Annotated in this window: 13 protein-coding genes and 1 tRNA gene; 6 read left to right on the top strand and 8 right to left on the bottom strand. The window is 66.7% G+C overall.

Translation table 11 applies throughout. The annotated features are described in order from the left end of the window. Positions 1–21 precede the first annotated feature (21 nt). Positions 22–1,461 (bottom strand): MocR-like pyridoxine biosynthesis transcription factor PdxR, encoded by a 1,440-nt coding sequence (gene pdxR / locus BU204_RS13115; protein ID WP_075125927.1) that lies wholly within the window; start codon positions 1,459–1,461, stop codon positions 22–24. 82 nt (positions 1,462–1,543) lie between these two features. On the opposite strand from pdxR, the gene BU204_RS13110 reads away from it, so the two are divergent. Then, positions 1,544–2,383 (top strand): DMT family transporter, encoded by an 840-nt coding sequence (locus BU204_RS13110; protein ID WP_075125926.1) that lies wholly within the window; start codon positions 1,544–1,546, stop codon positions 2,381–2,383. A 70-nt stretch (positions 2,384–2,453) separates the two neighbouring features. Then, positions 2,454–3,278: an MBL fold metallo-hydrolase gene (locus BU204_RS13105; protein ID WP_075125925.1), complete on the top strand. Its 825-nt coding sequence runs from the start codon at positions 2,454–2,456 to the stop codon at positions 3,276–3,278. Between the two features lie 1,004 nt (positions 3,279–4,282). Here the strand turns inward: BU204_RS13105 and BU204_RS13095 are convergent. Beyond that, positions 4,283–4,369 (bottom strand) — tRNA-Ser (locus tag BU204_RS13095). 106 nt (positions 4,370–4,475) lie between these two features. Between BU204_RS13095 and BU204_RS13090 the strand changes: the two genes are divergently transcribed. Beyond that, positions 4,476–4,661 (top strand): hypothetical protein, encoded by a 186-nt coding sequence (locus BU204_RS13090; RefSeq protein ID WP_075125923.1) that lies wholly within the window; start codon positions 4,476–4,478, stop codon positions 4,659–4,661. 338 nt (positions 4,662–4,999) lie between these two features. Beyond that, a complete protein-coding gene (locus BU204_RS13085; protein WP_198942860.1) occupies positions 5,000–5,572 on the top strand; it encodes a CbrC family protein in 573 nt (190 codons plus the stop codon). Here BU204_RS13085 and BU204_RS13080 read toward each other — a convergent pair. From BU204_RS13080 to BU204_RS13065, 4 genes are all read right to left on the bottom strand, one after another. Continuing rightward, positions 5,569–6,144, bottom strand: coding sequence for a hypothetical protein (locus BU204_RS13080; protein ID WP_075125921.1), 576 nt, complete (start codon positions 6,142–6,144; stop codon positions 5,569–5,571). The two genes, BU204_RS13085 and BU204_RS13080, sit on opposite strands and share 4 nt — an antisense overlap. Beyond that, positions 6,144–6,623, bottom strand: coding sequence for a hypothetical protein (locus BU204_RS13075; protein ID WP_075125920.1), 480 nt, complete (start codon positions 6,621–6,623; stop codon positions 6,144–6,146). Before BU204_RS13075 ends, BU204_RS13080 begins: the two co-directional genes overlap by 1 nt. A gap of 617 nt (positions 6,624–7,240) precedes the next feature. Then, the gene (locus BU204_RS13070; RefSeq protein ID WP_075125919.1) at positions 7,241–8,560 is read right to left on the bottom strand and encodes a pentapeptide repeat-containing protein; all 1,320 of its coding nucleotides are present in this window, start codon (positions 8,558–8,560) and stop codon (positions 7,241–7,243) included. A 398-nt stretch (positions 8,561–8,958) separates the two neighbouring features. Next, positions 8,959–9,201: a hypothetical protein gene (locus BU204_RS13065; RefSeq protein ID WP_233160148.1), complete on the bottom strand. Its 243-nt coding sequence runs from the start codon at positions 9,199–9,201 to the stop codon at positions 8,959–8,961. A gap of 407 nt (positions 9,202–9,608) precedes the next feature. Between BU204_RS13065 and BU204_RS13060 the strand changes: the two genes are divergently transcribed. Further along, the gene (locus BU204_RS13060; RefSeq protein WP_075125917.1) at positions 9,609–9,959 is read left to right on the top strand and encodes a hypothetical protein; all 351 of its coding nucleotides are present in this window, start codon (positions 9,609–9,611) and stop codon (positions 9,957–9,959) included. Positions 9,960–11,808: 1,849 nt separating this feature from the next. Here the strand turns inward: BU204_RS13060 and BU204_RS13055 are convergent. Both BU204_RS13055 and BU204_RS40055 read right to left on the bottom strand, forming a co-directional pair. Beyond that, the gene (locus tag BU204_RS13055) at positions 11,809–12,288 is read right to left on the bottom strand and encodes a hypothetical protein (protein WP_143229484.1); all 480 of its coding nucleotides are present in this window, start codon (positions 12,286–12,288) and stop codon (positions 11,809–11,811) included. 56 nt (positions 12,289–12,344) lie between these two features. Beyond that, positions 12,345–12,599, bottom strand: a complete 255-nt coding sequence (locus BU204_RS40055; protein ID WP_158073455.1) for a hypothetical protein — start codon at positions 12,597–12,599, stop codon at positions 12,345–12,347. On the opposite strand from BU204_RS40055, the gene BU204_RS40050 reads away from it, so the two are divergent. After that, entirely contained in the window at positions 12,598–13,620 is a 1,023-nt protein-coding gene (locus BU204_RS40050) for a helix-turn-helix domain-containing protein (protein ID WP_332888577.1), read from the top strand. The genes BU204_RS40055 and BU204_RS40050 overlap by 2 nt on opposite strands. The last annotated feature ends 26 nt before the right edge of the window (positions 13,621–13,646 follow it).

Genomic DNA, 13,646 nt, shown 5'->3' with positions numbered 1-13,646 from the left:
TTCCTATACCCCTAAGGGGTATTATGGCAAGCGCTCGACGGCGGTGGCGAGGATGCGGATGCCTCGGCTGATCTGGTGCTCGCTGACGTTGCCGAAGCCGAGCACGAGGGCTGGCGAGCGGGGGTCCGGCTCGGGTGTCGCGTCCGCGGACGCGAACCGGTAGTGGCTGAGCCCGTTGACGCGCACCCCCATGCTCGCGGCCGTCGCCACGACCGCGCGCTCGGAGGTCCCATCGGGAAGGCGCAGCAGGGCGTGGCAGCCGGCCGCGAGCCCGTGCAGCCGGCCCGGCCCGAAGGCCAGTTCGGCCTCGGCCGCCAGCACGACCCGGCGTGCGTGGTAGATCTCCCGCACGCGCCGCAGGTGGCGGTCGAACCGGCCGGTCTCCATGAACAGCGCCAGCGCTTCCTGGTCCAGCACGGGAGCGCCGCGGCTGGTGAGCCGTTGCTCCTCGACGATCCCCGCCACGAACCGCGGCGGCGCGAGCACCCAGCCCAGCCGGATCGCGGGTGCGAGCGTCTTGCTGACCGATCCCAGCGCGATCACGCGGCCGGGGCTGAGGCCCTGCAGCGAGCCGACCGGCTGACGGTCGTACCGGAACTCGGCGTCGTAGTCGTCCTCGAGGATCACCCCGTCGACCTCGTCCGCCCAGGCGACCAGGTCGCGTCGCCGGGACGGGCCGAGCGCGACGCCGGTCGGGCACTGGTGGGCCGGCGTCAGCAACACCGCCCGTGCCCCGGTCTCGCGCAGGCGCTCCACGTCCAGGCCCTGGCCGTCGACGGGAACCGGCACGGCGGAAAGGCCCGCCCGGCGGGCGATGACGTCGTGCTCGCGAGGGCCGGGGTCCTCGAGCGCGATGCGCTGGATGCCGTGTCGGGCCAGCGTCGCGAGGGCGAACGCCAACCCCTGCCGGAACCCCGAGACGACGACGGCGTCCTCGACGCTCGCGCAGCCCGACCGGACGCGCCGGTGGTAGGCGGTGACGACCTCTCGCAGGTGCCGCGACCCGGCCGGGTTCTGGTCACCCAGCTCGGCGGTCGGCAGGGTCCGCGTCGCCTCCGACACCGCCCAGCTCCAGTCGCGCAACGGCGCCGAGCCGAGGTCGGGGATGCCGTACTCGAAGTCGACCTGGGCCGGCCGGGGCGGTGTGGACGGGGCCGCGACGCCGGGCGGGTGGCGCTTCGGTTCCCCGGCCAGTATCGCGGCCACCCGCGTCCCGGAGCCGACAACCGACTCGACGTATCCCTCGGCCAGCAGCTGCTCGTAGGCCTCGACGACCGTGCCTCGGGAGACGCCGAGCAACTCGGCCAGCCGTCGGGTCGACGGCAGCCGTTCTCCGGCGGAGAGCCGACGGTCGCGGATCGCCGCCCGCAACTGGTCCTGGAGTTGGGTTCCGAGCGAACCAGCGCCGCGGTCCAGCGTCACGAGAAGGTCGGGGCCGCCGCGCGCCCATTCCACTGGCATACCCCAGTACACCAAATGGTCCGCTCGTAGGGGTCGCGAGTGGACCTTCAGACTGGACCGCATCGGCGTCAGGCTGGACGGCATGTTCCTCGGAATCCTCCTGGCACTCTCGTCTGCTCTCGCGTACGGGGCGTCGGACTTCATCGGCGGCGTCGGCTCGCGCCGGTACTCGTCGTGGCAGGTCGTTCTGGTCGGGCAGGCCGCCGGGGCGTTGGCCATGCTCGTGGCCGGCCTGACGCTGCCGGGCAGCCCCGCCGCCGCGGACTTCGCCTGGGCGCTGCTGGCCGGAGCCGGCTCGGCGACCGGCAGCATCTTCCTGCTCCGCGGGCTGGCCAGCGGCCGGATGGGGCTCGTGGCGCCGGTCTCGGGTGTGGGGGCCGCGGTCCTGCCGGTTCTGGTGGGTGTGGCCCTCGGTGAGCGTCCCAGCTGGCTGGTCTGGGTCGGGGTGCTCGTCGCACTTCCGGGGATCTGGTTGGTGTCCAGGGAGAGCACGTCCGACCGGTCGGCGAGTGCGCGGCGAGCACTCGTCGACGGCGCCGTCGCGGGCGTGGGTTTCGGGACCCTGTTCATCGCACTCGCCCAGATCTCGGAGGAGGCCGGTCTGCTGCCGCTCGCCGCGAACCAACTCGTCGGCGCGATCCTGACCATCCTCACCGCCACAAGCCTTGGGCAGCGGTGGCGTCCCTGCCGCGGTGTGATCGGGTGGGGCAGTGCGTCGGGCCTGCTCGGCGCCTCGGGCACCCTCGCTTTTATGGTGGCCACCGGAATGACCAGCCTCGCCGTCGCCGGAGTCCTCGCCTCCCTCTACCCGGCCGTCACCGTCCTGCTCGCGGCCGGCGTGCTCAGAGAGCGAATCGACCTCGGACAACGAGCGGGCATCGCGATCTGCACCCTCGCCGTTGCTGCCCTGGCTCTGGCCTGAGCCACACCCATCAAGACGAACTAGAAGGCAGGAGACAACGAATGAACGACATCGCGACGGGGCCGAGCCCATGCTGAGGCAGGTCGCCGAGGGCGTGCTGGTCCACGAGAGCGAGTTCGTGCAGACCAACACCATCGTCGTGCAGGGCGACGCCGGCGTGCTGCTCGTCGATCCCGGCGTGCAGGACCACGAGCTGGCCTGCCTGGCGAACGACCTGTCCGACCTGGGCCAGACCGTCGTCGCGGGCTTCTCGACGCACCCGGACTGGGACCACCTGCTTTGGCATCCACAACTCGGCGCACCCCCGCGCTACGGCACGTCCCGCTGCGCCGCCACCGTCCAGGACCAGCTGTCCAACCCCGACACCAAGGCCGAGATAACCGCCCACCTAGAACCGACCGGCATCGCCGACAAAGTCCCCCTGGACCTCTACGGCTTGATCACCGCCCTACCGCCCGGGACGACGCAGCTCCCCTGGAACGGCCCCAAGATCCGGATCATCGAACACCAGGCGCACGCCCCCGGCCACGCGGCGCTGTTCATCGAGGACCGCGGCGTCCTCGTCGCAGGCGACATGCTCTCCGACGTCCTGGTTCCGATGCTCGACCTGACCAGCGCCACCGACCCGATCGAGGACTACCTCACCGCGCTGAGCCTGCTGGAAGCCGTGGCAGACGCCGCCGTCATCGTCCCCGGCCACGGCTCAGTCGGCGAAGCCGGCGAGGCCCGCGCCCGGATCGAGCGGGACCGTGCCTACGTCCTCGCCCTGCGCGAAGGTGAGGTTCCCGACGACCCGCGCGTGGGCCCATCGGCCAAGCCAGGCTGGGAGTGGGTGTCCGACGTGCACAGCGGCCAGGCCAAGCGCCTAGCCGAGCACGGCGCCACCCGCGCCTGACCAGCGCAGGACCAAAGTGACCGCACGACTTCCCGTTCATGGTCGATAATGCGGCAACGGCAACGGGTCGCCTCACCGTGACGGGCGGGAACCATGACGACTGACAAGGGTTCGAGTCGCTCTGAGGTGGAGCTGCGCGCCGCGGTCCTCGACGGCTGGCATCATCTCGTGGCCAGTGTGGAGCCCGGCAGCGACACGTTGGACACACTGGCTTCACGGACTGGCATACCGTTTCGCCAGCTGGACATGGCCCGCCGAGTCCGCAACCAGATCGCCCATCCGGACCAGGCTGTCCCGCATGAGCGGCTGCTGGCGGCGTTTCGCACGATTGCGGAAGCCGAGCAACGACTTGCCTCTCGTGGGCGGTCGAGATCGGGCGGAGCAGACCAGCGGACGAGTCGCGGCCGGGCGACGGGTTATGAACGACTTTCGCTCAGACGACCCGCTCCGCGCCCAGCGAGCGGGCGCAGGCAGGACACCGAGCCAGCTCGACGTGCCGAGCAACCGGCACCAGAACCACAACACCTCGAGCTCCACGTCCCAGCGGGCAAGACCTCAACGTCAAGGGTGCTCTCGCTGACCGAACTCGGGCTCGACACCCGCGCCGCAACCGTGACCTGCGATGTCCCGTGGCTCGACTGTGCGATCGTGGGACGCTCGGTCAGGCTGGTCGCTACGGCTGGTCGGAAGGCCAGTAGGCAACGTGGCTCGGCACGGATCTCCAGCCAGGGTCGCTCGGTCATGATCACCGTCGACCTGCAGGTAGCAAGTCCACCTCGGCAAACCGGTTCGGCTGCGTCCACCGGCCGCCAGGAGGCGGGCTGGACGGTTGCCCGAGCGGTGACCGTTGGGCTCGTACTCGGCCTCTTGTTGTTCCTCGCCTTCGTCATCGCGAGTTGAACCAGGCGGGGCGGGCCAAGGCTGAAGTGAGACTGAAACCGGGACTGAATGAGAAACGCCGGACGAGCCTACGAAGGCTCGTCCGGCGTTTCTCCTGCTCAGAGCGGTAGCGGTGGGATTTGAACCCACGGACGGGGTAAACCGTCACGCGCTTTCGAGGCGCGCTCCTTCGGCCGCTCGGACACGCTACCGCCGAGAACGATACCGGACCCCGCTCCCCGGGCTCGCTGGTGGTGGAGGGGAGGTGTCCCGCTTCTGTCGGGGTCGTGGGGAATACTGCTCCCATGATCAGCTGACGTGGGATACGAGGAGGACGTCATGCAGGCTGACCAGCAGGAGAAGCAGGGGGCGCCCACAGAGGAGGAGCCGCGGCAGGGTCGCCACTCCGCCCCCGAGGGCGCCGAGCGGCACCCCCTGATCGACCTCGAGCGGGACCCCACCCCGGGCGTCGCCAACCACGCCAAGCCCGACGACGAGGAGTAGCGCTACCGCGCCGGCGAGGTCAGGCCGCGGCGGGGCGGCCTCAGCTCGATCAAGTACGCGCCGACGGCGTCGTTGACGCACTGGCTCCCCTCGTCGCGGTGGTACACCGTGTGGGCCCAGCCTCGTAGGTGACGAGGCGGGCGCGGCTCTGCCGGGCGGCGGTGCGGCTCCACTCGTAGACCGTCGCGTAGTCGTGGACGTGCCGATCATCACCAGGGGCGGGGCGCCGGTGATCCGCAGCGGATGCTGCGGGTTCGAGGTCACCGTCGGGTCGCCGACGCAGGTCGCCACGTCGGCGACCTGAGGCCGGCCGCCGCGAAGATCGTATGCTGTCCGATGTGGAGTCCCCGCCGCAGTTCCGGTTCAGCCCCAACGCCTACGAGCTGGGCATCATCGTCGCCGAGCCAGTCCGCTGCTCGTGCTGTGAGCGAGACCGCGAGTGGCGCTACAACGGCGGCATGTACACCGAGAAGTCCGATGTGGAGCTGTGCCCGTGGTGCATCGCCGACGGTAGTGCGGCCGAGCGCTTCGACGGCTCGTTCATCGACTGGCTCGACATCGAAGGCGTTCCCGACGACCCCGACGAGATCGAGGGCGCCACACCCGAGCCGATGACCGTCGATGCCGATGCCGCCCGGGAGGTGGCCACCCGCACCCCGTCCTACCCTTCCTGGCAACAGGAGCGCTGGCTCTCCCACTGCGGGCTGCCGTGCGCGTTCCTCGGCTTCGCCGGCGCCGACGACCTACCCGCCCTGCTTCCCGACCCGGTCCTGACCGCCGATATCGAAGGCGGCAACGGCTACCCCGCCGACCTCCTCCGCAGCCACCTCACGCGTGACGGTGACCTGGTCGGCTACCTGTTCCGCTGCCTGACCTGCGACGCCCACCGCCTCCACATCGACGCGTCCTAGCCCTTGAGGGTCAGGGACCACGAGGTGAGGCAGTCCACCTCTACCAGGATCGGCCCGGGCGGCAGCTCGACGCCGCCGCGGAACGGCCCGAGACCAACCGTCCTGAGCTCCTGCTTACCGGTCCCGTCGACGGCGAACCGATGGAGCTGCGCGTAGCCCCTGCCGAGAACCTCGAACGTCGCCGCGGTTGCGGGCCCGTTGTACAGCAGGACGTCGGGATGCCGGCCCTGAGCCGCGGTCAGTAGTTCGGGACAGGTGTCGGCGGGACGGAAGCCGAGCCGCCACCGCGTGAGTAGGGCGATCTTCCCCGTGCCCATGCTGATCTTCACGTGGGTGTACTCCCGCGGAACGACAGCCCGGAGCCTCTGCCTGCTGTGGTTCTGCGTGCACAACATCAGGCCCTGTTCGAGGGTGTCCGGCGTGTCCACCAGCCCGTAGACGTAGTAGCTGCTCAGCCAGTTGCCCTGGATCTCCATCACGGTCGCCACCCCCGGCGGCGCGTGGTCGACCGGCACCGAGGCGCGGCCCCACCCCCGGTGCGGCAGCTCGATCATGTCCACCGGGCGCGTCATCAGGGGCTCGGCAGCGGCTCGGTGGATCCGGCGGCCAGTGCCTGGCTCACCTTCTCCAGGATGCCCTTGACCAGCTCGCCGTAGGGGTCCTCACCGAGGGCGTCGGCCGTGGCTCGTGCCTTGTCGAGGAACTCGTGGGCGCGGTCGGCGTCACCGAGCCGCCGGTGGTCGTCGGCGAGGCTCAGGTACAGCGAGGGCATGAACCCCCGAACTTGCAACGACTGGTCGTACTCCTGCGCACGCTCGTCGGTCACACCGTCGACCGCGGCGAGGGCGCGCTCGTCCCACATCAGCTCGTCGTGCTGGTTGTCCTGCAGGTCGGCCAGGAAGTGGGCGATCACGCACCGGTGGAAGTCGTCGCCCCCGTCCCGTTCGACCTCGGCCCACATGCCCTCGAGCTCCTGCCGGGCGCTCGCGCGCTCGCCGGCCTGCCCCCGCTGCACGGCCGCGGTCACCCGGGCCATCACCTCGTCGTCCATCCACGCCCTTCCATGGGTCGGATCCTCCGAAACGACGAACGCCCGGCGTCCATGATCACGGACGCCGAGCGTTTCGCCTGTTCGGGTGCGGAGGATGCGGGATTTGAACCCGCGAGGGCTATCACACCCAACACGATTTCCAATTCCGCTCCGACCCGTTCAGGCTGGTCCCACTCTGTCGTTCCGGCAGGTTACAGCCGTTGGACGAACGACCTGGACCTAGGCCGAACCGTACGGAACTGAGACCCGAACTGAGACCCCTGCTCAATCTCCGACCACACGCACTCAGTGTCGGCAAAGCGGTCCCAGCAGACAGAGCTGGGACACGACATGTGGACGGCGCTAACGAACGAGCAGATTCCCCCTGACCTGGGCTTTTATGGCAGAGGGGACGATAGGACCCAACCCACGTTCTCAGCTTGGGAACTAGCCTAATCCCCCTATCTAGGGGGCCTGACCTGCGGTTCGGTTTGGACGGGGGTACCCGTTGTTGACCCTTGCGGACCGTCCTCTGCAGCACGCAGACAGCACGAAGCTGGACCCATCTGAGGCTACATGGGCTTGATTCGCCTCTCCTAGTCTGAGGCATCAGGGTGTTGTCGGCGCATTCCCGCTGGTCACGTCTCATCCGTCGACGTATCTTCGTGCGGCGCTCGTGCTTCTGCGAGATACCGCTGTACTTCCTCCGGTACCGGATCAACGAACGTCGTCGACCGCAACACGGCGATCCGGGGAAAACTCGCGGACACGAAGTTAGCGGCGCCCTTGAAGGTGGCCGACGCGAAGTTGACGATGCCGGTGAAGGTGGCCGACTCGAAGTCGGTGATGCCGTTGAAGGTGGTCGACCTGAAGTAGGCGGCGTTGTTGAAGATGGTCAACATGAAAAAGGCGGTGCCGGTAAAGGTGACGGAATCGAAGTAGGCGACGCTGTTGAAGGTGGCTGACCAGAAGGTGGCGGCATTGGGAAAAGAGGGTCTCCCGAATTTGGGGATGACGGTGAAGGTGGGGCCGGTGAAGGTGGTCGACCTGAAGTTGGCGGTGTCGAGGAAGGTGGCCGACGCGAAGTTGACGGGGACGGTGAAGGTGGTCGACGTGAAGTAGGCGGGGCCGGTGAAGGTGGCCGACGCGAAGTTGACGCTGTCGGTGAAGGTTGCCGAATCGAAGTGGACCCTGTCCGTGAAGTTGGTCGACCTGAAGTCCGCGCTGCGGATGGCGCAGTTGTCGAGGTTGAGGCCAATAAGGGTAGCGCCGGTGAGGTCAAGGTCGATGTTCTTCCAGAAGGTGGGTGCGGGGTGGGGGTCGGGGCCGGGCTTGAGGTGGTCGGTGAGGATGCGTTGGGCGGTGAGTCGGACCTGTCGTTCTTGGGCCGTCTCGTGGTGCTCCTTCAGGACTGTCTCGGCGTCGGCTTTGGATGGTTGCTCGGGGGGTGGGGTGTAGGGCATGCGAAGGTAGGCGCAGATGACGTTGACGATGGTCTGTCGCTGGTCGGCGTGGTCTTGGGCTACGCGTTCGAGTGCGTAGAAGCCGCCGAGGCGAACCGGTGCTTTGTCTGAGCCGAGCTGCTCGACCGCTTTGGTGTAGAGGTCGGTGATCCGGCGCGCTGCGGCGTCTTTCTCCGTCGCGGCGGCTACCTGTTCCGCGTGTTTCAACGCGATTTCTGTGCTGCGTTGGCGTCGCGCGGCGAGCAGCAGTGCGGCGGCGCCTCCGGTGCCGACGACGATGGTGCCGGCGGTGCGGATGGCCTCGAGTTGTGTTCGGTTGGCGCTGGCGTTTCCGTCGGTGTAAGCCAGCAGTAGCCAGACGGTCATCCCCAACCCGAGCAGCACGATCAGTACCGCCCAAATCACGATCGCGCGGGCGGACAACACACGGTACCTGGGCGGCGTCTCATCCCCGGTGTCGGCGCGCAGCAGGGGTTGGCCAGAGGAAGAGGTCATATCCCCGCTGTCGCGGTCTGTACGCAGTCGTTACGTCGAGTGTTTGAATCGTTGACTTCTTCTCTATCAGGCAAGATCGGTCCGCCCTTGACCCCGCTCCTCGCCTGGTCAGAGTCGGTATAGCGTCCGCAGTCGTCCGGGGCAGTCCACCAGCCTCCGGGGCGGTTGTCACTCAGTTCGTCACTCAGAAGAACGGCTGTACCAGCGGATATGGGCTCATAGGGCCTGTGGGCTTTGCCGGGGTGCGATCACTCCACTCCAAGCTCGTGCGCGGCTCTACGGCCATTCTGAGGGCGCGGTCCTCCCCCCCACCCTCTGGTACAGCTGTCTCCACCCAAACGAGAGTGACACGGACGATGTGTGGGGACCTCGTGTTACGCGCGTAGGTCTAGGCCTCTTTAGAGGATCTTGACGCCTTGCTCGCCCCCATTGGGGTCTCTGATCACGAGTGCGTTACCCGCGCGAAGTTCAGCCTCGATGAACTCATAGAGCACCAGCGCCCTGTTGGCGATGTCGACCTTCTTAAAGCCGGTTCGCTTGAGCAGCTTCTTCAGCGCCTCGCTGGCCTGGGCGGTCAGTGCCACGTTGAGTCGATCGACAGCAGTAACACGATCCACGGTGTCGTTCTCTCTTGCTGGCACACGCTCCTCCACGTTGCGGGGTCGACAGGTAGGCGAACCTATCTTCGCACAAGCGGCCTGATTTCGCACCAGAAACGCACCGTTTCGGTGGTGTTTCGCTGCTTGCGCTGGCCTCCGGTCAGGTACGCTTCCCGGCAACCTGCCCGTACGGGGCGGGCAGGTATCTCAGAGAGAGGGAGTGGCTGGATGAGAGATGAGGAGGCTGCACGCAGGCCTGCGTGTGCCGAACCTTCGACAGCTCGTTGCCTCGGATTACCGATGAGTCACCGGGGTGGTGAGCAAGTCGACCCCCAGTCCTTGAGCAGGGGGAAGGACTGCTCGGGTTGGCAGGCCTGCTGAACGGACCCGGGTAACGCAGGATCCTCGCGTCGCGGGGACGTCGCTCGGGAGAAGGGAGGGTGTGGCCGATGGGCACCACCCTCGAACCAGCGGAAGACTCCGCTGGTGGGCGGAAGCAGGACTCTCACGACGTCGGGATGCCCACGCACGACGCGTGGCTGACCATCGAGAAGGCCGATCTGAAAGGTGGACTTCGGTTACCGGGCCACCAAGCAGGTCTCCTTGTGAAGGCGCTCGTGGCGATGACTGCAACGATCGCGGGAGCTGTTGGGCCCACCATGGCTATCCACGCCATGCCAGCCGACTCGCCGACGGGGCTGGTTGCCGCCGTCGTGTTGGGGCAGCTCGCTGTGTGTCTGTCGGCCATCGGCTTGATCTGCCGTCGTGATCGTGACGGCGAGGCGCGCAGCGTCCCGTAGCACAACTGCAAGAGAGCACTGAGGGGGAGACGTTCCCTGGGCGTCTCCCCCTCAGCCGTTCAAAGGATCCGATGTCTGACCGGCGTCCTCACCGCAGTCTGACCCGCGACCTCAGGGGGTCGCTCGCGCGTACCTCGACGTTTCACGGTCTGAATGGATTTCTCTCAGTGTGGACAAGAACTGACCATAATGCGCGCGGACTAGACCATTCGGGTGATGATGATCACGTAGACAGCCCGGAAGGCTGGGCTTTGGGGCAGGTCTGCGTATGTGCACCAGGTCAGCGTCACCCGATAGTGCGGAGGGGTTGGTGCCCTGATCGGAGTAGTCCAGAAGCACCGCGTTCGGTGTGTCGCGGTTCGTCACCTGTCTGCCGGACGGGAGCAAGCGCACAGGTGGGACAACCCGATGGTCGTAGGGATCGTCACCGAATAACGGCGTAGCGCGCCGGCTGTACCAAGAGAAGCAGTTGGGCCATGCGGATGCCTGACGGTGGCCGCCCAGAGGTAGAGGTGAAGGCCCTCCGTGCGGTTCTAGCGTCGGCGCCGGCGCGGACCGCACCCCGCGGAGGGTTCAGGCTGCAAGCTCGCGTGTCGCGCTCAGGCCCCCGGCAGGGTTGGCCACGGCCGACGGGCGGGCAGCGCTCCGCTTGCTGGCTCGCAGTCATGCCGCCTCTCCCTCGCCTACCCGCCCTCTCTCTGGTGCAGCCTCTTTTCTCGTAACCCCGTGACACAGAGCGTGTGTGGGGATCTTCGACTGAGCCGACCTGTCACAAGCCTGTAACTCCTGTTGTGCTGGTCACGGCGTCAAGAGTGACAGGTGTGACAGGTGTGACAGCGGTGACCGGTCACGCGGCAGGCAAGATCGGTCCGCCCGTGACCCCCCTCGGATCCTTGGGACGGCATGTTGTCATCTGTTGGGGTGGGGGCATTGACGGAGCTACAACGGCGGTAATAGCGTTGCATCTCGCAACAGCACATCACGGCTCCCGCTTCGCTGCGTGCTTCGGGTGTCGCCGAGCAGGGAGGCAGCCCTGCCCGGCGACAGTGTTAGCGACCTAGAACGTCGATCAGCACTCGAACCACGAGAGCGATGACCTGGATCACTATGTTGATGGTGCTGGCCTGGGCGGGGCTACTAGTCCCGTCCTGGCCAGCCCGCGACCTGCTCTTGACAGGACCACCAGTCCGCCTTCGGCGGCGTTTGGCAGCTACTTTTTGGCGGCGGTTTGCCAACTTCACCTCCTCGCCGATTGGGTCGATGTTGGGTGAACCGGGATCGGCTTTCCCGGCGCAACCGCACCGCGCCGCGCAGCGGGAGCACCCCACGACCTTCGGATATGCGGCACTCGTGGCAACTGCGCGTAGCGATGAGCAAAGTCTCACTCACCAAAGGGCGCTGTGCAACACCCGTCAACCGCACCCTGTGGATAACTAGGGGAAGGACGCCCCATCCGAAAGCCTCTGCTGTGGATATCGTGAGGACAAGACGTCGGTACTGTGGATGACCTCGATAAAAGACCCGGTCAACCCCGTCCGCAGAATGTGGACAAAATATCCCATGTATGACACTGATGTGAATAAAAAAATATTGCGGACGGCGCGTCGCGCCTCGGACGTCGCCGCAAGTCCTAGCGCCCGGCTACCATCGACGTCCTTTGCGATCCACTCAACACACCGCTACGTGTCACCAATGACAGAGAGATGGTGTGAGACGTACATAGCCGGGGCGGGTGTCACGTCTAAGTCACAGGTGTCTTCGCTGGTCAAGCGCTGGGAGTGACAGAGTGACTGGTGTGACAGGGCACATCGGTCCTCGTCACTGAGCTGCTGACGTGGGTAAGTCGTCATCAAGGTCGATCGGTCTGACGGGAGGCCGTGCGCAGCTGCCCATCGAGGAACGGTGGACCGGTCAGCATGATCGGCGGCATCTCTCGACCCTCCACTTCTGCTTCGTCGAGAGCTAGTTGCCACAGTAGGTACTCGCTAGAAATGTCTCGATCAGCGGGGTGTAGATCTCCGGGCTGACGCCGCAGAGCGGCGGTTGAGTACCAGCGCCAATCGGGCGTCGGCTCCACGGCACCACCGGTGATATCAGCAAGGTTCTCGGCCTCGGCACGGTCGGTGCCGTAATGCACCATCCGACCGTCAACAAAGACCGTATAGATCATCACCGGAGGCGTCCGCCGTCCCAGCATGATCAATCCGCTGACGTAGCCGAGCGGGAAGGCTGCGACCCACAGCACTGGGGTGTACCTGCCGAAATGCGGCTCAAGCTCATAGGTCGTCCAGGTGAGACAGACGATGCCGGCTACCCAGATCACGGCCACCCCGACACCCCTCGTCACGCAGTGAAACGTATGGATGAGCGTGCGCATGGCGCCGGCTAGCGAGTACCGGGTGGTAGCGCTTCACGGAGCTGGAGAGTGCCCTGCATGACCCGGATCGCACTCGCCAACTGTTCAAGTCCATCGACGAATTCAGCGCACTGAGTCGCGGTGACCTGACCGTTAACGCCGTGCGCGACGAACAGATCAGCAAGGCGTCGAATGAGTCCTACAGCATAGAGAACGTCTGGGTCGAGAGGGTTGCTCTGGGTGAAGCTGATCAGTTCACCAGTCAGAGAGGGCTTGTCGGTCATGGTGTGGGTTCACCGCCCTGTGGTTGGTGCCTGGCGAGCGCGGCGGGAGAGTTCAGCCGCGCCCGCCAGGGGCCGGGATGGGTCGGAGAGGAGCGCAGTAGCCCCTCCCCGACCCGGGGGACCGGGGGAGCGCGTCGACTGGCACGGGTCGACAGGCCGCCGCTCCTCCGGTCCCGGGTGCCGGCTGGCCAAAGGGGAGGAAGAAGGACCAGCCGGCGGCTCTCATATGGCCTGCATGTCGGGCTCCGTTCAACGGGACGAATCGCTACCATGTTGGGCGTACCGGCCTCTGTGTTGGGCCAACACTGGCACTGTTGGCCCAACACCGCAACCATGTCTGGCAGGAGTCACCCGAATGCCCAGGAGATCGCCCGGAGCACGCGCTGTCGGTATAGGCGCGGAGCTGCGAGTCATCCGCGAGGGGGAAGGCTTGTCCCTCCGGCAGCTCGCGAAGCGCGCGGGATGGGAAGTGGGGCGGCTCTCTCGGATTGAGACTGGCAAGCAGAAGCCGACCGTCGCCGACGTGGCCACCCTCCTCGCGATTCTCGGCGTGACGGGTGAGCAACGTGAGCGGATCCTCGACGAGGTCCAAGCGGTCGATGAACCGGGATGGTGGGAGCGCCATCTGGGCATGACGAAGGAGTCCGCCGCTCTCGCCGACTACGAGTCGCGGGCCATCGAAATCACCGACTGGGCACCGCTCGTCATCCCCGGCTTGCTGCAGACCATGGACTACGCGGCTGCCTGCATGGAGACCATCGGCATCGCTTCGAACGACATCGGCTCCAGGATCAGCGCGCGCCGAGAACGGCAACGCGCGGTCGCCGACACGCCGTACACCGCCTACATTGGCGAAACCGCGCTCCGCACAGTCGTGGGCAGCCCGCGCGTGCTCGCGGCCCAACTACGGATGCTCCTCGCCAACCACGACAGCGCTCCGGTACGCGTCGTACCAGCTGACGCGCCTGGTCACCCAGGTCAGTTCGGCGGGTTCCTGATGCTTAGTGTCGTGAGTCGTTAATTCGTTCGCAGTATGCGGCGAGGGTG

The organism is Actinophytocola xanthii (assembly GCF_001921205.1).
Lineage (GTDB): Bacteria > Actinomycetota > Actinomycetes > Mycobacteriales > Pseudonocardiaceae > Actinophytocola > Actinophytocola xanthii.
The sequence above is the reverse complement of the archived record's forward strand: the minus strand, read 5'-3'. Positions and strand labels throughout refer to the sequence as shown.